18 protein-coding genes and 1 tRNA gene are annotated in these 17,920 nt (G+C 67.9%); 9 read left to right on the top strand and 10 right to left on the bottom strand.

Features of this window, described 5'->3' with window-relative positions; all coding sequences use genetic code 11:
* The first annotated feature begins 146 nt into the window (after positions 1 to 146).
* Complete coding sequence (locus ACFFJD_RS03525) at positions 147 to 596, top strand: nitroreductase family deazaflavin-dependent oxidoreductase (RefSeq protein ID WP_382360987.1); 450 nt, start codon at positions 147 to 149, stop codon at positions 594 to 596.
* A gap of 186 nt (positions 597 to 782) precedes the next feature.
* Here the strand turns inward: ACFFJD_RS03525 and ACFFJD_RS03520 are convergent.
* From ACFFJD_RS03520 to ACFFJD_RS03510, 3 genes are all read right to left on the bottom strand, one after another.
* Positions 783 to 855 (bottom strand) — tRNA-Asn (locus tag ACFFJD_RS03520).
* An 84-nt stretch (positions 856 to 939) separates the two neighbouring features.
* Positions 940 to 1,632, bottom strand: a complete 693-nt coding sequence (locus tag ACFFJD_RS03515) for a GntR family transcriptional regulator (RefSeq protein ID WP_382360984.1) — start codon at positions 1,630 to 1,632, stop codon at positions 940 to 942.
* Positions 1,622 to 2,761 (bottom strand): acyl-CoA dehydrogenase family protein, encoded by a 1,140-nt coding sequence (locus ACFFJD_RS03510; RefSeq protein ID WP_382360981.1) that lies wholly within the window; start codon positions 2,759 to 2,761, stop codon positions 1,622 to 1,624. The genes ACFFJD_RS03515 and ACFFJD_RS03510 overlap by 11 nt, the downstream gene beginning before the upstream one ends.
* Positions 2,762 to 2,867: 106 nt before the next feature.
* Here ACFFJD_RS03510 and ACFFJD_RS03505 point away from each other — a divergent pair, with 106 nt between their 5' ends.
* Positions 2,868 to 3,569 carry an Rv1363c family protein gene (locus ACFFJD_RS03505; RefSeq protein ID WP_382360978.1) on the top strand — a complete coding sequence of 234 codons (702 nt, stop codon included), beginning with the start codon at positions 2,868 to 2,870 and terminating at the stop codon, positions 3,567 to 3,569.
* On the opposite strand, the gene ACFFJD_RS03500 is transcribed toward ACFFJD_RS03505, so the two are convergent.
* Positions 3,559 to 4,785 (bottom strand): TetR/AcrR family transcriptional regulator, encoded by a 1,227-nt coding sequence (locus tag ACFFJD_RS03500; RefSeq protein ID WP_382360975.1) that lies wholly within the window; start codon positions 4,783 to 4,785, stop codon positions 3,559 to 3,561. The genes ACFFJD_RS03505 and ACFFJD_RS03500 overlap by 11 nt on opposite strands.
* 172 nt (positions 4,786 to 4,957) lie before the next feature.
* Between ACFFJD_RS03500 and ACFFJD_RS03495 the strand changes: the two genes are divergently transcribed.
* From ACFFJD_RS03495 to ACFFJD_RS03470, 6 genes are all read left to right on the top strand, one after another.
* Positions 4,958 to 5,758, top strand: coding sequence for an enoyl-CoA hydratase-related protein (locus ACFFJD_RS03495; protein ID WP_382360972.1), 801 nt, complete (start codon positions 4,958 to 4,960; stop codon positions 5,756 to 5,758).
* A 94-nt stretch (positions 5,759 to 5,852) separates the two neighbouring features.
* Positions 5,853 to 7,448, top strand: coding sequence for a fatty-acid--CoA ligase FadD5 (gene fadD5, locus ACFFJD_RS03490; RefSeq protein WP_382360969.1), 1,596 nt, complete (start codon positions 5,853 to 5,855; stop codon positions 7,446 to 7,448).
* A gap of 172 nt (positions 7,449 to 7,620) precedes the next feature.
* On the top strand, positions 7,621 to 8,751 hold the full coding sequence (locus ACFFJD_RS03485; RefSeq protein WP_382360966.1) for an NDMA-dependent alcohol dehydrogenase: 1,131 nt from the start codon (positions 7,621 to 7,623) through the stop codon (positions 8,749 to 8,751).
* 164 nt (positions 8,752 to 8,915) lie between these two features.
* Positions 8,916 to 9,845, top strand: coding sequence for a hypothetical protein (locus tag ACFFJD_RS03480; protein ID WP_382360963.1), 930 nt, complete (start codon positions 8,916 to 8,918; stop codon positions 9,843 to 9,845).
* 200 nt (positions 9,846 to 10,045) lie between these two features.
* Positions 10,046 to 11,116: a baeRF3 domain-containing protein gene (locus ACFFJD_RS03475; protein WP_382360960.1), complete on the top strand. Its 1,071-nt coding sequence runs from the start codon at positions 10,046 to 10,048 to the stop codon at positions 11,114 to 11,116.
* Positions 11,117 to 11,209: 93 nt separating this feature from the next.
* Positions 11,210 to 12,025, top strand: a complete 816-nt coding sequence (locus ACFFJD_RS03470; protein WP_382360958.1) for a serine hydrolase domain-containing protein — start codon at positions 11,210 to 11,212, stop codon at positions 12,023 to 12,025.
* Here ACFFJD_RS03470 and ACFFJD_RS03465 read toward each other — a convergent pair.
* Positions 11,992 to 12,408, bottom strand: coding sequence for a nuclear transport factor 2 family protein (locus tag ACFFJD_RS03465; RefSeq protein ID WP_382360955.1), 417 nt, complete (start codon positions 12,406 to 12,408; stop codon positions 11,992 to 11,994). The genes ACFFJD_RS03470 and ACFFJD_RS03465 overlap by 34 nt on opposite strands.
* A gap of 112 nt (positions 12,409 to 12,520) precedes the next feature.
* Here ACFFJD_RS03465 and ACFFJD_RS03460 point away from each other — a divergent pair, with 112 nt between their 5' ends.
* The gene (locus tag ACFFJD_RS03460) at positions 12,521 to 12,889 is read left to right on the top strand and encodes a hypothetical protein (protein WP_382360952.1); all 369 of its coding nucleotides are present in this window, start codon (positions 12,521 to 12,523) and stop codon (positions 12,887 to 12,889) included.
* Positions 12,890 to 12,925: 36 nt separating this feature from the next.
* Here ACFFJD_RS03460 and ACFFJD_RS03455 read toward each other — a convergent pair whose 3' ends face one another.
* The 5 genes from ACFFJD_RS03455 to ACFFJD_RS03435 form a co-directional block, all read right to left on the bottom strand.
* Positions 12,926 to 13,444 (bottom strand): DUF3145 domain-containing protein, encoded by a 519-nt coding sequence (locus tag ACFFJD_RS03455; protein WP_382360949.1) that lies wholly within the window; start codon positions 13,442 to 13,444, stop codon positions 12,926 to 12,928.
* A gap of 218 nt (positions 13,445 to 13,662) precedes the next feature.
* Positions 13,663 to 15,114 (bottom strand): acyl-CoA carboxylase subunit beta, encoded by a 1,452-nt coding sequence (locus ACFFJD_RS03450; RefSeq protein WP_382360946.1) that lies wholly within the window; start codon positions 15,112 to 15,114, stop codon positions 13,663 to 13,665.
* Positions 15,115 to 15,142: 28 nt separating this feature from the next.
* On the bottom strand, positions 15,143 to 16,411 hold the full coding sequence (locus ACFFJD_RS03445) for a KasA/KasB family beta-ketoacyl-ACP synthase (RefSeq protein WP_345313929.1): 1,269 nt from the start codon (positions 16,409 to 16,411) through the stop codon (positions 15,143 to 15,145).
* Entirely contained in the window at positions 16,411 to 16,716 is a 306-nt protein-coding gene (gene acpM, locus ACFFJD_RS03440) for a meromycolate extension acyl carrier protein AcpM (RefSeq protein ID WP_345313928.1), read from the bottom strand. The genes ACFFJD_RS03445 and acpM overlap by 1 nt, the downstream gene beginning before the upstream one ends.
* Before the next feature lie 113 nt (positions 16,717 to 16,829).
* Positions 16,830 to 17,741, bottom strand: coding sequence for an ACP S-malonyltransferase (locus ACFFJD_RS03435; RefSeq protein ID WP_382360942.1), 912 nt, complete (start codon positions 17,739 to 17,741; stop codon positions 16,830 to 16,832).
* Positions 17,742 to 17,920: the final 179 nt, after the last annotated feature.

The following is a 17,920-nucleotide window of genomic DNA, read 5'->3' as shown; positions in this document are numbered from 1 at the left end:
CATGGACGCGCAAGCCCAAATCGCATAGCGTTCACAACGACTCGTTGATCAGAACGCGTGACTCTACGCCCGATCCGAAGTCCACCACCCCAAGGGGCACTATCGCGCCGCCCGGCCGTCGCCGTTGCTGGGAGTACCGTGAAGCTGTGACTGGGATCGCTGCCAAGGCGCTGCGGACACGATGGTTCGTGCGTGCGCCGATTCCGCTGTTTCGGGCCGGGCTGGGGTTCCTGTTCGGCGGCAGACTCCTGCTGCTCCAGCACACCGGCCGGACATCGGGGGAGCCGCGATACGTCGCGCTGGAGAAGGTCGACCGGCCGGCCAAGAATCGGATCATCATCGCTTCGGGCTTCGGAGAGAAGTCCCAGTGGTACCGAAATCTGCAGGCTGATCCGCGATGCCGGGTGTGGATCGGGTTCACCCGACATCGTCCCGCGACCGCGCGGACGCTCTCACCCGCGGAATCCACGGACGTGCTGGAGCGCTACCGGCGTGCGCACCCGAAGGCCTACGCCGAGCTTTCGGGTGTCATCGAGGACGCCACGCAACGGCGCATCGACGACATCCCGTACGTCGAATTGACTCTGGACCGCTGAGGGCGGCTGGAACTCGCCCGGGGTCTGCTGGTCGTAGGACGATCGCGCGCTATGTCGCGACGCGTGTTTCGTGTCGCCGGAGCTGCAGCACGGCGACACGAAGGATGGGTCGCGACACTGGAATGGGGACGATGGTGTGGGGTGAAGATGCAGAAAACCCGCTGCGCGGGCAGCGGGTTTTCGTTGCTCCCCCAATTGGACTCGAACCAATAACCTGCCGATTAACAGTCGGCTGCTCTGCCAATTGAGCTATGGGGGAATGCTCTGTCCGGGCCGAGGAGAACCTCTTTCCGAACCGAGAACAGACTTTATCCCATCGGCCGGGTAGTAACAAAGCGGCAGGTCAGGGGATCTTCTCGGTCCAGATGTCGGTGCCGTCCAGGTGCGCGATGAGTCGCGCGGCGCCGTCGGTGAACTGCATCTGGATCGCGGCTGCGGCGGCCTGCGGGTCGCGCGCCCGGTAGGCCTCGATCAGGCGGCGGTGGCTCTCCAGGGCTGCCGCGCCCCAATCGGGGTCGGCCGCATACATCTGATGCGGGGTGTACCGCGTGGCCGACCGCAGGAACCACGCCAGCTTGCTGCTGGCGCTGATCCGGTTGTGGGACCGGTGGAAATCGAACTCCGCGTCCGCGATGGCCGCCGCGTCACCGGCCTCGACGGCGTCGCGGAGGCGTTCGTTGGCGGCGACGAGGACCTGCAGGTCCTCGTCGCCGATCATGCCAGCGGTACGACGCGCGATCTTGCCCGCGGCCTCGCCCTGCAGCCAGAAGATGTCCTCGACGTCGGTGCGCGACAACTCGGCCACCACGTAGCCGCGATGCGGCGCGCTGTCGACCATGCCCTCGCCGCGCAGCATCAGCAGCGCCTCGCGCACCGGGGTGACGCTGACGCCGAGCTCCACCGCGGTCTCGTCCATCCGGATCGGCGCGCCGGGCAGCAGCTCGGCGGTCATGATCTTGTGTCGCAGGAGGGACGCGACCTCCTCGGACAGCTGCGGTCGGCGCCGCAGCCCGAGGGCGGGGGAGTTAGAGGCCATAGGTCTTTCCGATGATGTCGCGCTGGATCTCGTTGGTGCCGCCGAAGACGGTGGAGATGATCGCGCCGCGCATCAGTCGCTCGGCGTCGAACTCCTTGGCATAACCGTAGCCGCCCATCATCTGCATGCCGTCGATCGTCATGGCCTTAGAGACCTCGGTGGCCTTGAGCTTCACCATCGACGCCTCGCGCGGCATCATCTTGGCCGGGTCGGCGTCGGCGGCCTGGGCGACGGCGTAGACCAACTCCTTGGTGGCGGCGATCTCGGTGGCGTGGTCGGCCATGCGATGGCGCAGCGCCTGGAAGCTGCCGATGGGGCGGCCGAACTGCTTGCGCTCCTTGATGAAGGTGAGCGTGTCGTCGAAGGACCGTTCGGCCAGGCCGAGCTGCATCGCGGCCAGGATCAGGCGTTCGGTGTTGAGGCCGGCCATCAACTGCGTCCAGCCGTTGCCCACCTGCCCGACGACGGCCTCGTCGGGCACGAAGCAATCGGTGAAGTACAGGTCGTTCACCTCGCGGCCGCCGAGGGTGTCGATCTGGTTGATCTTCAGTCCTTCGGTGCCCGCCGGCACATGGAACTGGGTGAGGCCCTCGTGCTTGCCCCCGGAGCTGTCGGTGCGCGCGATCAGCAGGATCGACTTGGCGAAGTGCGCATTGGAGCACCAGGTCTTCTGGCCGTTGATCTTCCAGCCGCCGTCCACCTTCTCGGCCCGGCAGGTGAGGGCGCCGACGTCGGAGCCGGCCTCCGGCTCGGACATGGAGATCGACAGCGAATCGCCGGCGACGACCCCCGCCAGCACCTCGCGCTTGAGGGCATCGTCGGCGAACTTCTCGTACGCGGCGGCGGTGATCAGCGTGGGGCCGATGCCGCCGATGGGGGCCTGTCCGCGCACGGCCTCCTCCAAGAAGATGCACAGCTCCACGTTGCCTGCGCCGGCGCCGCCGAACTCCTCGGCGACGTTGATCCCGGCCCAGCCGAGGTCGGCCATCTTGCGGTACAGCTCCTGCGAGTGGTTCTCGTCGCCGTTGTTGGTCCACCGGTTGCGCTGCTCGCGAGTGCCGGTCTCGCGCTTGCAGAAGTCGGCGACCGACTTGGCGAAGTCGGACTGTTCCGGGGTGAAGACGACCATGAGGGCTCCTGAGTGAGTCGGTGATGTCCTACAACATATATTTGATATTCAAACGTGCCGCAAGGGTTTCCCCGATCCGGGCCCGGCGGCCGCTAGATTGGTCGCCATGCCCTCGAGTTCCGACGAAGCCGACGCCGCCGCTCCCGACGAGACGGCCGCGGGGCCGGACGACGCGTCGCGCTCATCGGGCGCGTTGACCGCGGAAGAGCGTGAAGATCTCCTCGCCGAGAACCGGCGCGCACGCGAGGCGTTGGCCGCCGATGCCGCCCGCACGCCGGGCAAGGTGGTCGAGAAGCCAGCGCGGTCCGGCGGGCCGTCCCTGGTGGTGGCCCTCGTCGGAATGATCACGGTGCTGCTCGTGGCGGTGGGGGTGCTCAGCTACTTCGTCGCGACCGACGACGAGGCCAGCCTCGGGCCCGACGCGGGGATCGGAGCGCAGGCGCTCGCCGACGCGCGGACGTATGCGGCCCTGGTGGTGACGTACGCACCGGGCGACTTCGCCGACCTGGATCGACGGATCCGTGAGATCTCCACGCCGGGGTTCGCCGACGACTACATCAAGTCCTCGCAGGAGGCGCGCCGCGGCACCGACGAGGCCAAGGCCACCTCCGTGGGCACCGCGGTGGCTTCGGGCCTGGAGTCGATCAACGACGCCGAGGCCGTGGTGCTGGTGGCGCTGGATCAGAAGATCACCTCGCCCGATCTGCCGAGCGCCGGCGACGAAGGTCTGGCCTATCAGACGCGGGTGCGGGTGACCCTGTTGCGTGACGGCGATCGATGGCGGCTGGCGGGCCTGGTCACCCTCTGACCGGCCGCTCGCGGACCACGCCCTCGAGCGAGGTCTCGCGCAGCACCGCCAGGGCGATCGCGGTGGCGGTCGCGGCGTCGGTCGGATGGTCGTGGCAGGTCAGGTCGGTGATCGCATCGAGCGCGGCATGCACCAGGAAGCGCGCCGCATTCGGCGGGACCTCCGGCCGGGCGTCGAGCAGCCAGGTGGACCATTCGTCGACGTTGGTGCGCTGCTGACGTCGTAGCTGCGCGCGTTGCTCTTCGTCGAGGGTGCCGATACAGCGCCGGTAAGCGGTGACGATGGCAGGCTCGGCCACGCACAGGCGCGTGTACTGCTCGGCCAACCGCACCAGTGCCTCGTCCCGTCCGCCGCTCTGGGCGAGCCCGGCGCTGATCGCGGACGTGGTGCGCTCGGACGCACGGTGCAACGCCGCGGTGAGGATCGCCTGCTTGGAGGGGAAGTGGCGATAGACGCCCGACGGCGGCAACCCCACCGCGGCGGCGATGTCCTCGACGGTGACGTCGTGGAAGCCGCGATCGGCGAACAGGACGACCGATTCGGTGAGGATCGTTTCGCGGCGTCCGTTCGGCGTCAGGCCGGGGACGGAGTCCGACGCCGAAGGGTTCGCCGGCAACTCGGCGTGCACCGCGGCCAGCGCGGCATTGCGCAGCAGCGGCCCGATGATCTTGCGCGGCAGCGTGACTCGGTGATTGCCCGGGCTCGACGCGATGGCGAAGACGGCGTCGGTCAGGGCGTCGCACTGGGCGCGACTGAGGTCCGGGCGGAGCCCGGCGATGAGGCCGCGCGTCCGACGGTGCGCCTCGCGGCGCAGTCCGCGCGCGAACTCGCGGTCCGGCTCGGCCAGGCTCTGCCACTCCCAGCGGTAGATGTCGCTGTGGTGCCGATGCGCCAGCACGTTGGCCACGTAGGCGTCGAGGAGAGCGGTCAACTCGGCCTCGGGCGCTCCCGGTTGCGGCGGAACCGCGGCCAGCGCCGCTTGGACGCGGGCGCTCATGTCGCGGACGACGGCGCCGAGCAGGTCGGACTTGTTGGCGAAATGGCGATAGAGCGCGGGTGCGGAGATGCCCGCGGAATCGGCGATCTCGGAGAGTTTGGTGCCGTGAAAACCGTGCTCGCTGAAGCCGATCGTCGCGGCGGCGACGATGTGGGCGCGGCGATCCGGCGGGCGCACCCGGCCTGCGGGTACGCCTGCCCGGGGTGGCTTCGGGGGCATGTCGAATCATGCTAGTCGAACATCGGCGACCAGATATAATTTCACCAAACATCGCTGAAGGCGCAGGCCAGCCGTATCTGGGTGCAACATAAGTTAACCAGGATTCTCATGATGTGAGTCACAGGGGGTGCTACTGTGTGCGACAACGACCGGCCCTGCGAAAAAGGAAACGATGGCGCAACTCGAGTACGCGGATGGAATCTGGAGTGGGATCGACGAGGCGGGCGTGGCGCGCCTGGAGATCGATCGGCCCGAGGTGCTCAATGCGCTCGACGGCGCCGCCTCCGCGCGGATCATCGACCTGTGCGGGGCCTGGGCGCGTGAGCGTGGGGTCCGCGTCGTCGTGATCTCCGGGCGCGGCGGCGCCTTCTGTGCCGGGGCCGATGTGGCCGGTATGGCCACGGACGCGGCCGCCAAGGGCGGTTTCGACGAATCCGACTCGCGGGCCATCATCGAGAACGGCTCCCGGCTGGTCGGTGCGGTCCGGGCGCTGCCGATGCCAGTCATCGCCGCGATCGACGGGCCCGCGGTGGGCATCGGTGCCTCGCTGGCGGTGGCCGCCGACCTCCTCTACGCGAGTGCTCGCAGCTACTTCCTGCTGACCTTCGTCCGGATCGGCCTGATGCCCGACGGTGCGGCGACGGCCACCTTCGCCGCCTCGCTTGGCCGTGCCCGCGCCAACTCGATGGCCTTGCTGGGTGAAAAGCTCTGCGCCACAGAGGCTTTCGAAGTGGGGCTGATCAACGGGGTCATCGAGGAGCCGGAGGGTCTCGACGCCGTGGTGGCGCGCGCCGCCGCCAAGCTCTGCGCCTCGTCGCCGGAAGCGCTGGCGCTGACCAAGGCGGCGCTCGACGCCGCGACCCTCACCCAGTACGAGGCCGCGATCGACCGAGAGATCGCCGGCCAGACCCGACTGCTGCAGACACCCGAGTTTCAGGCGGCCATCGCTGCATTCTCCGCGGGGTCCCGCTGACCCGAACCGGGCGCCCCGCGCTCGAACCATCACCCGATCCGCCCGTCACCCGATCCAACCGACCATGAACCGCACATCCGACCAAGGAGACCTCGTGACCAACGCACTCGGCATCGACCTGAACACCGAACCGACTCGCTCCCGCCGCAATCACTGGAACAACCAGTGCCGGCGCCACGCGCAGATGATTCCGGACCGGCCCGCACTGAAGTTCATGGGCAAGACCACCACATGGGCGGAGCTGGACGCGCGCACCCACCGGCTCGCGGCGGCGCTGCGTCGGCGCGGGTTGGGATTCGGTGATCGCATCATGGTCCTGATGCTCAACCGCTCCGAGTACGTGGAAGTGGTCTTCGCCGCCAACCTGATCGGTGCGATCCCGGTGCCGGTGAACATCCGGATGGCGCCGCCGGAGATCGGGTTCATCGTTCAGGACTCCGGCTCGTCGATGATCGTGACCGAGTCGCTCCTGGCTCCGTTGGCCGACGCGGTGGCCGGGATTACGGGCATCGAAAACGTCATCGTCGTCGGGGACACCGACAACGCCGGGCACCTCAAGTACGAGGAACTGGTGGCCGAGGACGGCTCCGACCTCCCCGAGCTGGACATCCCGGAGGACACCGTCGCCCTGATCATGTACACCTCGGGCACCACCGGTAAGCCCAAGGGGGCGATGCTGACCCATCAGAATCTGCAGGCGCAGGCCGCGACGCTGCTGCAAGCCCTGCACACCAGGTCCGACGATATCGGTTCGGCGGTGGCTCCGCTGTTCCACATCGCCGGACTGGGGGCGATGACCGCACTGATCTACATGGGTGCGATGAGTCTGATCCACCCGCTCGGGGCCTTCGACCCCAACGACATGCTCGACACCCTCGAAGCGGAGGGGACCACCACCATCTTCCTGGTGCCGGCGCAGTGGCAGGCGGTGTGCGCCGCCCAGCAGGCCAAGCCGCGCGACCTGAAGCTGCGGGTGATCTCGTGGGGCGCGGCCCCGGCGTCGGACTCGGTGCTCAACGCGATGAATGAGACCTTCCCGGAGGCGATGAACGTGGCCGTCTTCGGGCAGACGGAGATGTCGCCGGTGACCTGCGTGCTCGAGGGCAAGGACGCGCTGCGCAAGATCGGCTCCATCGGCAAGGTGGTGCCCGCGGTGACCGCACGGATCGTCGATCCGCTCGGCGAGGACGTCGCGCCCGGTGAGGTGGGCGAGATCGTCTACCGCGGACCGACGATGATGATCGGCTACTGGCAGAACCCCGAGGGCACCGCCGAGGCCTTCCGCGACGGCTGGTTCCACTCCGGTGACCTGGTGCGCGCCGACGAGGAAGGCTTCCTCTACGTGGTCGACCGCGCCAAGGACATGATCATCTCCGGCGGCGAGAACATCTACTGCTCGGAGGTGGAGAACGCACTGTTCAGCCACCCGAAGATCCTGGAGGCGGCGATCATCGGTCGTCCGCACGAGAAGTGGGGCGAGGTGCCGGTGGCCGTGGTGGTGCTGGCCGACGGCGTCGACGAACTGACCCTGGTCGAACTCGAGCCGTACCTCAACGAGAATCTGGCCCGTTTCAAGCATCCGAAGGACCTCGTGGTGGTCGACGAACTGCCGCGCAACGCGGGCGGCAAGGTGGTCAAGCCGACGCTGCGCGCAGCCTACGGCGGCAAGGACGCCGGGCTGGTCCACTGACGGCCGAGCGCCCCGGACGGCACGCTCCGGGGTGCGGTGACCCGGCAGGTAACTGGAACGTGTTTCAATTTTGGAGTCAGGTGACTACTGTCACCTCTGGGAGCGCGGGTCGTCGCGCGACATGTCTGGACCGCCGGAGCCGGCGGTGTGCAACTCGAGTGAGGTTGGGAAATTGAAGACTAAGGGTGCAATCCTCCGGGAGCTCAACACGCCGTGGAAGATCGAAGAGATCGAGATCGGTGATCCGAAGGCCCATGAAATCAAGATCCGGATGGAAGCGGCGGGCATGTGCCACTCCGACCATCACCTGATGACCGGCGGCATCCCGATGGCCGGCTTCCCGATCCTGGGCGGGCACGAAGGTGCCGGCGTGGTGGAGGAAGTGGGCGAGGGCGTCACCGACTTCGAGGTCGGCGATCACGTGGTGCTGAGCTTCATTCCGTCGTGCGGCAAGTGCAAATCGTGCAAGGCCGGCGTCGCGAACCTGTGCGACTTCGGCGCCATGCTGCTGCAGGGTGAGGCCGTCTCCGACCACACCTTCCGCATCCACACCGCCGACGGCGAGCCGGTCTACCCGATGACCCTGCTGGGCACCTTCGCGCCGTACATGGTGGTGCACGAGGCGTCGGCGGTGAAGATCGACAAGGACATCCCCTTCGAGGTCGCCGCGCTGTGCGGCTGCGGCATCCCGACCGGTTACGGCAGCTCCACCCGCAGCGGCGACGTCCGCCCGGGTGAGGACGTGGCCATCATCGGTGTCGGCGGCGTCGGCACCGCGGCCCTGCAGGGCGCCAAGATCGCCGGTGCGCGCAACATCTTCGCCATCGACCCGGTGGAGTGGAAGCGCGAGCAGGCCCTCAAGTTCGGTGCCACTCACGTCTTCGCGTCGGTGGAAGAGGCGATGAACGAGATCGGCAACGCCACCGAATGGGGCATGTGCCAGAAGGTCATCGTCACCGTCGGCGAGGTCTTCGGCAAGGACGTCGACACCTGGCTGAGCATCACCGCCAAGAACGGCACCTGCGTGCTGACCGGCATGGGCAACATGATGGACAACGAGGTGACGCTGAACCTGGCGATGCTGACCCTGCTGCAGAAGAACCTGCAGGGCTCCATCTTCGGCGGCGCCAACCCGAAGCTGGACATCCCGAACCTGCTGTCGATGTACAAGATCGGCAAGCTGAACATCAAGGACATGATCACCCGCGAGTACCGCCTCGACCAGATCAACGAGGGCTACACCGACATGCTCGAGGGCCGCAACATCCGCGGCGTGATCCGGTACACCGACGCCGATCACTGATCGCCCCGCGCTCGGCGCGGTAGCGAACGATGGAGATGTCGTGGGAGTGGAGAAGTCTCCGCTCCCACGACATTTCCGTCTGCAGACGTGATTTTCTCGTGCGGTGGCGGGCACTGCGCGACAACCGATTACAGTGATCGCGATTGCCCGATCTGGAGGAACGAATGGCCGAGAGCAGCAAGCCCAGCAGTAGTAAGTCCGCGAAGTCCCGCGCCGAGCGCGGCGCCGATGTGGCGACGCAGCGCACCACCAAGGGTGGCTCGTTTCAAGCGTCCCCGGAGGCGAAGTCGACGGCGCTCAAGCTGCGCATCGTCGCGATGGTCCTGTGGGTGGCGGCGATCGGCCTGGAGATCTTCACCATCGTGTGGGCGCTGCTGCCGGACAAGCCGGTCAACACCTGGCTGATCATCGGGCTCATCGTCGGTATCGCGGTGCTGACGCTGATCGGGTCGCTGCTGTGGAAGAAGGCCAATCGGTACGACCCGGCCTCGGAGAAGGACAAGGTCCGGTTCTTCGTGCAGAACCAGCTGGGCGTCATCATGACGATCCTGGCCTTCCTGCCGCTGATCGTGCTGATCTTCCTGGACAAAAACATGGACGGGAAGCAGAAGGGCATTCTGGGCACCGTCGCCATCGCTGTTGCCGCACTGGTGGTCGTCTTCTCTATCGACAAGGACGCCCCGTCGGTGGAGCAGTACAGCGTCGAGACCAACGTGGTCAAGGAGCTCACCGGCGCCGACCAGGTCTACTGGACCAAGAACGGTTCTGCCTTCCACGTGTGCGCCGAGGTCCCGGACCTGAGCCGCTCCAAGGACATCCAGAGCGGCAGCGTGACCGCCGCCCACGAGGCCGGCATTCCGCGGCTGACCAAGAAGTGGGTCTCGGAGGCGACCAAGAACTGCGGCTACACCACCGCCGACGTGGACCGCGTGCTGGGCAACGTCGACGATGTGAACCGCACCCTCGACGAGGACCAGGTGGTGGAGCAGTCCGGCGAGCTCGAGGTGGCTCCGGAGGTTGCCGACGAGGAGCCTGCCGACGAGGAGCCCACCACCGCGCCCACGACGCGGACCCCGGCGACCTCCACGCGCTAGCACCGCTCGCACAGGAGACTCGGCACCCGCTCCGGGGTGGAAAACCGCCCCGGAGCAGGTTTAATGAGGGCACCCTGGCCGAATTGGTGTAGCGGCGGTCAGCTAAAATAAGGGTGTCGGTGGAAGAGCGCCGAACAGGGTGCGACCACCGTCTCGACGCCAACCGAACGCGCGTCGAAACTTCTAACCAGGAGCATCCCTTGGCCCGATATGAGTTCCCGACCACCGCCGAACTGCTCGAGATGGGCACCCCCAAGGAGAACGCGGTCACGGTGTACCTGCCGGCCACCGCTGCCGAGTACGACGTGGCCCGCACCACCGTGAAGAGCTCGATGGACTCGGCGATCCGCACCCTGCGCGAGCGCGGTGCCGACCACGCGATCGAGGAGTCCTTCCACGCGATCACCACGGCGATTCTCGACGACGACTGCTGGGACGTGCTGTCGCGGTCGCTGGCGATCTTCGCCACCGCCGACGGCGCCGAGGTCTTCGTGCTGCCGAACAACCTGGAGCACCAGATTCAGGTGGGCAAGTACTGGGACCTGGGGCAGATCGTCCGGTCGGTGGCCAATCCGCAGCGCGCCTTCGCGGTGACCCTGTCGGCCAGCGAATGGCACGTCTGGTCCGCATCGGGCACCACCGAAGCGCACGAGCTGAAGGTGAACGAGCACATCGACGATCCGCGCGCACACGGCGACGATCGCAGCCAGGCCCTGGAGGCGTATGCCAAGCGGGTGGCCGCCAAGGTGGAGTCGATGCTGACCAACGCCGACCCCAGCGGTGAGCGTCCGTTGTTCCTGTTCGCCACCGACCCGCTGGAGGGGCTGTTCCGCGAGAACTTCCGCGGACGTCGCGACGTGGTGCTGGTGCCGGGCAGCCCGGACGATCTGCGCGCCGATCAGATCGACACGGCCATCCGCACCGGGCTGGCCGAGATCAACGCGCGCCGCAGCACCGAGATGGTCGACACCATCGCCGACGGCATGAGCAAGGGCCTGGTGGCGGTGGACCTGGGCGACATCGCCCGGGCCGCGGTCGCCGGTGCCGTCGACACCCTGGTGTACGACTTCACGGTGGACACCCTCGGACGCCTGGACGGCCAGACCGGGGAGATCACCTACTCCGACGACGGCTACGACGTCATGTCGCGGATCGCCGTTCTGGTGCTGCAGAACAGCGGCCGGGTGGTGCCCGTGCGCGCCGCCGAGGTGACCTCGGAGATCTGGAACGACGTGGCCGTCGCGCGGCTGCGGTACCCGCTGGCACGCTAGCGGAGACGACGAAACCCTGTCGCGGACTCTCACGTCCGCGGCAGGGTTTCTGCCTGCGCGGCGGGCGCCGACGAGGCTAGTAGGGTGCGGGGCGTGGAAGCACTGCAGCGGTTGGCCGACTGGCCGGTGGACAACGTCTCGGCGGCGATCCTGGCGCCCGGCCTGCCGCTGGCGACCTACGGCGATGTGGATCGGGTGTATCCGCTGGCGTCGGTGACCAAACTCCTTGTGGCCCAGGCAGTTCTGGTCGCGGTGGAGGAGGGGGCACTCGAGCTCGAGGACCTCGCCGGGCCACCCGGAGCCACGGTGACGCACCTGCTGGCGCACGCCTCGGGCCTGGCCTTCGACAGCCGTGACGTCGCCGCCGCCCCGGGCATGCAACGCATCTATTCCTCCGCCGGTTACGAGGTGCTGGCCGAGACGGTCGAACGAGAAACGGGGATCGTCTTCGCCGAGTACCTCGCCCAAGCGGTGGCCGAACCGCTCGGGATGTCGCGGACCGCGCTGGTGGGCCCCGCCGGACACGGGGCGTCGTCGAGCGTCGCCGATCTCGCCCGATTCGCCGCGGATCTGCTGGCGCCGCAACTGCTTTCCGCTCAGACCGCGCAGGCGGCGCGGTCCGTCCAGTTCCCCGGCCTGGACGGTTTCGTCCCGGGCTACGGCAAGTTTCGGCCCAACGACTGGGGCCTGGGCCCGGAGATCAAGGGGCACAAGGCCACCCACTGGACGGCACCGGATCATTCGCCGACCACGTTCGGTCACTTCGGCCAGGCCGGCACCTTTCTGTGGGTGGATCCGGAGCGTCGTGCCGCCGCGGTGGTGCTCACCGATCGGCCGTTCGGCGCATGGGCCAAATCGCTGTGGAGCGGCTTCAATCAGGAAGTACTGGCCGAGTTGTCCTCGCCGTAGGCCAGGGCTTGCGCCTGGATCTGCTCGAAGCGAGCGCCCATCTCGCGGGCGAGGGCCTCGGCGGCGCGCAGCGGGCGCACCATCACCATGAAGTCGACGATCTTGCCGTCCTCGTCGTAGGTCAGAAAGTCGCATCCGGTGATCGCCAGGCCGTCGACTTCGGCCTCGAAGACCAGGGCGTGGTCGCCCCCTGGATCGGCGATCTCCCGGACATAGACGAAGTTCTCGAAGACCTCGGTCACGGCCCGCAGAATCGCCGAGGTGATCGCCTTGCCGGGGTAGGGGGAGAAGGCGACTGGGCTGCGGAAGACGGCGTCGTCGGCCAGCAGGGCGTCGACGGCGTCCATATCGCGCGCTTCGATGGCTTCGCGGAAGGTCGGCATGGGGATCTCCTGGAACGGTCGGGGTGGGCCACAGCCGACTCTAGGCGCTCGGGCGGCCGGCGCGTGGGTTATGGTCGCGCTGGATTAGTGCCCGCGCGGAAGGGGAGATGCGATGCGGGATTTGACCGCGGACGACCTGGGTTTGCTGCTGTCGTTGTTCGCCGTGCTCCTGTTGGCCTTCTCGGCCAACTTTCACTTCTCACGCAAGTCGGTGCGCAGGCACCGGCGCGCCGCCGTCGCCTTCGTGGTGATCAACTTCCTCGGCGAGCTGTCCACGGTGATCGCGCTGTGCCTGACCTGGGTCGCGCTGTGGAGCCCGACGGCGTGGGAACAGATCGACGACCTGCTGGTCTTCATCCCGGGCAGCGTCGCGGTGGGCTGCGCGGTGGTGCTCACCATCGAATCGGTGTACGCGCGGGCGGCACACATCGTGCGCGACGAACGCGCGGCCGCCACGAACGGCGACGTCCGGGCCGGGTGATCGCCCGGCCGACCCGATCGGGCCGGCCGCACGTTCCTATCCGACGCGCTGGCGCAGCCAGGTGACCTCGGCGCCGACGCCGCCCATCCGGTACGGCTCCAGGGCTTCGTCCCAGGCGGTGCCCAGGGCGGACTCCAGCTCGCCGGCGAGGCCGAAGCTGTCCGGCTGGGCGTCGAGCATGGAGCGCAACTGCATCTCGCCGAGGATCACGTCGCCGTTGGCGCTGGTCGACCCGCGCCACAGGCCGAGGCCGGGCGCGTAGGCGAACCGTTCGCCGTCGACGCCCTCGCTCGGGTTCTCGGTGACCTCGAACAGCAGACCGGACCACTCCCGCAGGGCGTTGGCCAGGCGCGCGCCGGTGCCGACGGGGCCGACCCAGTCGACGGTCGCACGCATGCGACCGTCTTCGGCGGCCTGGGCGGACCACTTGAGGTCCGCGCGGGCGTTCAGCGTCGACGACAGTGCCCACTCCACATGCGGGCACAGCGCGACGGGAGCGGCGTGGATGTACACCACACCGCTGGTCAGATCCGCAAACTGGTTCAGATTGCGCACGTTGTTTCACCTCCGGTTCGACGAGGAACGTCTTCCCCAACGCCTAGTCGGCCCGGATAGCACACTGTTGATACGAATTATGCCCTGAGTGGTACGTGTTGCGCCAGTGGTTGGGTGAGATTACCGGCGTGTCGTGCGACGGGAGTGTCGCCGGCAGTGGTATCGAAGTGGCTGCTGTTGCATATGTGGCAGGTGGGACTTGCTGTCGGACTGCTCGATCAGAGCGGAATGTTCCGGTGGCGTCCGCGCCGAATGGGCGTCGCGGCGATCACCTCGGCCACCCGGCTGCGGGTGGAGGCCGGATCGATGATCTCGTCGACCACGCCGATCTCCTGGGCGCGCGCTACCCCGCCGGCGATCTGCTCGTGTTCGACGGCGAGACGATCGTGCAGCGCCTCCCGCTCGTGATCGGCCGCGGCGGCGAGGGTCTTCTTGTGCAGGATGCCGACGGCGGCCTTGGCGCCCATCACCGCGACCTCCGAGCCCGGCCAGGCGAAGACGGCGGTGGCGCCCAGCGCCCGCGCATTCATGGCGATGTACGCGCCGCCGTAGATCTTGCGCGTCACCAGGGTCACGCGGGGGACCGAACAGTCGGCGAAGGCGTGCAGCAGCTTGGCCCCCCGGCGAACCACCCCGCCCCACTCCTGGTCGACGCCGGGCAGGTACCCGGGAACGTCGGTGATCACGATCAGGGGAATGCCGAAGGCGTCGCAGAGTCGGACGAACCGAGAGGCCTTCTCGGCGGCCTCGGAGTTGAGGCAGCCGCCCATGCGGATGGGATTGTTGGCGACGAGGCCGACGCTGTGGCCGGCCAGTCGGCCGAAGCCGACCGAGATGTTGGGCGCCCACTTGGCCTGCAGCTCTTCGTAGGTGCTGATCCGTGCGGTGCCGGACGCATCGAGCTGGGTGTCGAGCAGGCCCTCGATCACCGGGCGCACGTCGTAGGCGCGCCGATTCGAGGCGGGCAACAGGGCCTGCAGGTCGGTGTCGCCGGCCTCGGCATGAGCACGGTCGATGATGCCGGGCCGAACGAAGGTGGTCACCAGCCGTCGGGCGCGCCAGTAGGCGTCGGCCTCGGAGGCGGCGGTGATGTGGCTGACGCCGGACTTCTTGCCGTGGGTGTGCGGGCCGCCGAGCGACTCCATGTCGACGTCCTCGCCGGTGACGCTGCGCACCACGTCCGGTCCGGTGACGAAGACTCGGCCCTCGGGGGCCATGATCACCACGTCGGTGAGCGCGGGCCCGTAGGCGGCGCCACCGGCGGCGAAACCGACGACGACGGAGATCTGGGGGACGACGCCGGAGGCGCGGACCATGGCCTCGAAGACGCAACCGACCGCGTGGAGGGCTTCGACGCCCTCGGCCAGTCGTGCGCCGCCGGAATGCCAGATGCCCACCACGGGCGCCTGGTCGGCGATCGCGGTATCGATCGCCGCGACGATGTGCGCGCAGCCCGCCACGCCCATGGCGCCGCCCATCACGGTGCCGTCGGTGCAGTAGGCGACGGTGTGCACGCCGTCGACCAAGCCGGTCGCCGCCTGCACCCCCGAGCGATCTCGGGGGTGCAGGAGCGCGACGGTGCCCTCGTCGAAGAACTGGGTCAGACGTAGCAGCGGATCTCGGGGATCGGTTGCTTCCTCGTGGCCGGGGATGGGAGCCAGAGCGGTCATCGCGTTCTCCTTGCGAGGGGCTGGAAGGTCAGTAGCGTCCGAACGCGAGCGCTACGTTGTGACCGCCGAATCCGAAGGAGTTGCTCAGGGCGTAATCGATCTGCCCCTTGCGCGGTTCGCCGTGCACGACGTCGATGTCGCCGCATTCGGGATCCAGGGTCTCCAGATTCAGTGTCGGCGGGATGATTCCCTCTTCCACCGACTTGATGGTCAGGACCGCTTCCAGGGCGCCGACGGCGCCGATCGAGTGGCCCAGCGCCGACTTCGGCGCATAGATGGCGGCGTGGTTGCCCACGGCCGCCTGAATACCCAGCGCTTCCGCAGTGTCGCCGATCGGAGTCGACGTCGCATGCGCGTTCACGTGGGTGATGTCCGACTTGGACAGTCCGGCGGTCTGCATCGCGCGAGCCATGGCCCGCGTGTTGCCCTGTCCGCTGGGGTCGGGGGCGACCAAGTGGAAACCGTCGGACGTGATGCCTGCGCCCATGACGCGAGCGTGGATGTGCGCACCGCGAGCCCGGGCATGATCCTCACGCTCGATGATGAGCATGGCGGCGGCTTCACCGAAGACGAAGCCGTCGCGCGAGGAGTCGAACGGACGCGAGGCGGCCGCCGGATCGTCGTTGCGGGTACTCATCGCACGCATCATCGAGAACGCTGCGATCGGCACCGCGTCGATGTGTCCTTCCACGCCACCGGTCAACACCATGTCGGCGTCGCCCATCACGATGTGCCGCCACGCATGCGCGATGGCTTCGGCACCGGAAGAACAGGCCGACACGGGGGTGATCACACCGGCGCGGGCGCCGATGTTGAGGCCCGCCACGGCCGCGGGGCCGTTCGGCATGGCCATCGACACCGCCAGCGGCGAGACCTTGCGGTAGTTGCCCGACGACTCGATCGCCTTGACCGCGTCGATCATGGCGTCGCCGCCACCCTGGCCGGTGCCGATCACGACGGCGAGCCGCTCGGGATCGACCTCGGGGGTGCCGGCCTGCGCCCAGAGGCGCTTGCTCATCACGTGCGAGATGCGCTCGACGTACGCCATCCGGCGCGCCTCGACGCGGGTTACTTCGTTCGCCGGATCCTCGAGGAGGCGTCCGCCGATGCGGCAGGGAAGCTCACCGTACTTGGTGACGAAGTCGTCGGTCAGCTCCCGGATACCGGACTGGCCGGCCAAGAGCCCCTGCCAAGTGGAGTCGAGGTCGACACCCAGGGAGGTGGTGGCGACCATCGAGGTCACGACCACACTGGGGAACTCTCCACCTCGGGTGGAAAAGTCACGCAGTTCGGTCATCAGTTGTCCTTGTCGGCCTCGATCTGGGCGGCGATCGCGGCAGCGGCCTCGGGGTTCTCGGCCTCGAGCTTCTGGATGTAACCGACCGCGTCGCCGACGGTGCGCAGGTTGGCCAGATCCTCATCGGGGATCTTCACGCCGTACTTGTCCTCGGTCTGCACGGCGATCTCCACCATCGACAGCGAGTCGATGTCCAGGTCGTCGACGAAGGACTTCTCCATGGTCACTTCCGACGGCTCGATGCCGGTGACCTCTTCGATGATCTCGGCGATGCCGGAGATGAGTTGTTCCTGAGTTGCAGCCATGGGGCTCTCCTTCGTGTGGGTTGCGTCGTTATTCGTAATCCGGAGTGCGACGAGACGCCGCATTGGACGAGCCGCGAGTGCGGCTCTCCGGGGTGGGTCGGGGTTGCCGACCGCTATCCAAGTCCTGGGAGGTCCTCCAGATCTGCGGGGACCTTGACGGCGCGCGAGGGCACGCCCTTGAGTTCGCGCTTGGCGATTCCGACCAGCGTGCCGCCCGGGAGCAGCTCGACGATGGCGTCGGTGCCGGCCTCGCGCATGGCCGCCGTGCACAAGTCCCACCGCACCGGACTGGTGACCTGGGTGACGAGCTTGCTCAGCGCGTCGGCGCCGGAGGCGACCGGCGCGCCGTCGGCGTTGGACAGCAGGGTCAGCGACGGGTCGCGCGGGGTGATGGTCGCCGCGGCGGCGGCCACGGCCTCCTGCGCGGGGGCCATGAACGCGGTGTGGAAGGCGCCGGCGACCGCGAGCTTGCGGATGCGGGCCTTCTCCGGGGCGTCCTCGATCAGTTTGTCGATGTTCTCCACGGCGCCGGCGGCCACGATCTGGCCGGTGGCGTTGCGATTGGCGGGGATCAGCTCGTACTGCTCGAGCTTGGCGAGCACCTGGGCTTCGTCGCCGCCGAGCACCGCGGCCATGGTGGTGGGCACCAGCGCGCAGGCCTCGGCCATCTCGGCGCCGCGGATCGCGGCGAGGCGGACCGCTTCGTCGTCGGTGATGACCCCGGCGATGGCGGCCGCGGCGAGCTCGCCGACCGAATGGCCGGCCACGACGGTGTCGGCGGGCAGGTCGCCGTACTTCTCGCGGAGCAGTCCGTAGGACAGCAGTGCGGAGGCCACGACGAGTGGCTGCGTGATCGCGGTGTCGGTGATCTCCTCGGCGGTGGCCGAGGTGCCGAGGCGGACCAGGTCCAGGCCGATGGCGTCGGACCACGCGGTGACGCGGTCGGTGGTTCCGGGCACGCTCAACCATTCGGTGAACATGCCGGGAGTCTGAGAACCCTGTCCGGGCGCAAGCAACGAGAGCACGTGACCAGAGAACACCTTTTGGGTGCCTCTCCGTGGGGTTGAGCGGTCCCAACCTTTGGGCGTGTTTTTGTAGGTTTCCTACAAAGGGGTGACGAGCGACCCCCGGGCCTTGGCCCCATCGTTGTCGTGTCGAGATCCGTTACACAAAAGTTGCAAGATTGCTTCTGCCTGCACGTATG

The organism is Gordonia phosphorivorans, assembly GCF_042432625.1.
GTDB classification, from domain to species: Bacteria; Actinomycetota; Actinomycetes; order Mycobacteriales; family Mycobacteriaceae; genus Gordonia; species Gordonia phosphorivorans.
The sequence above is the reverse complement of the archived record's forward strand: the minus strand, read 5'-3'. Positions and strand labels throughout refer to the sequence as shown.

What these genes read in the sequence shown, in the direction of transcription:
- ACFFJD_RS03515 (WP_382360984.1), bottom strand. Translation starts at nt 1,632, where the DNA reads ATGGCCTCTAACTCCCCCGCCCTCGGGCTGCGGCGCCGACCGCAGCTG.
- ACFFJD_RS03510 (WP_382360981.1), bottom strand. Translation starts at nt 2,761, where the DNA reads ATGGTCGTCTTCACCCCGGAACAGTCCGACTTCGCCAAGTCGGTCGCC.
- ACFFJD_RS03505 (WP_382360978.1), top strand. Translation starts at nt 2,868, where the DNA reads ATGCCCTCGAGTTCCGACGAAGCCGACGCCGCCGCTCCCGACGAGACG.
- ACFFJD_RS03500 (WP_382360975.1), bottom strand. Translation starts at nt 4,785, where the DNA reads ATGCCCCCGAAGCCACCCCGGGCAGGCGTACCCGCAGGCCGGGTGCGC.
- ACFFJD_RS03495 (WP_382360972.1), top strand. Translation starts at nt 4,958, where the DNA reads ATGGCGCAACTCGAGTACGCGGATGGAATCTGGAGTGGGATCGACGAG.
- ACFFJD_RS03480 (WP_382360963.1), top strand. Translation starts at nt 8,916, where the DNA reads ATGGCCGAGAGCAGCAAGCCCAGCAGTAGTAAGTCCGCGAAGTCCCGC.
- ACFFJD_RS03465 (WP_382360955.1), bottom strand. Translation starts at nt 12,408, where the DNA reads ATGCCGACCTTCCGCGAAGCCATCGAAGCGCGCGATATGGACGCCGTC.
- ACFFJD_RS03460 (WP_382360952.1), top strand. Translation starts at nt 12,521, where the DNA reads ATGCGGGATTTGACCGCGGACGACCTGGGTTTGCTGCTGTCGTTGTTC.
- ACFFJD_RS03450 (WP_382360946.1), bottom strand. Translation starts at nt 15,114, where the DNA reads ATGACCGCTCTGGCTCCCATCCCCGGCCACGAGGAAGCAACCGATCCC.
- ACFFJD_RS03445 (WP_345313929.1), bottom strand. Translation starts at nt 16,411, where the DNA reads ATGACCGAACTGCGTGACTTTTCCACCCGAGGTGGAGAGTTCCCCAGT.
- acpM (WP_345313928.1), bottom strand. Translation starts at nt 16,716, where the DNA reads ATGGCTGCAACTCAGGAACAACTCATCTCCGGCATCGCCGAGATCATC.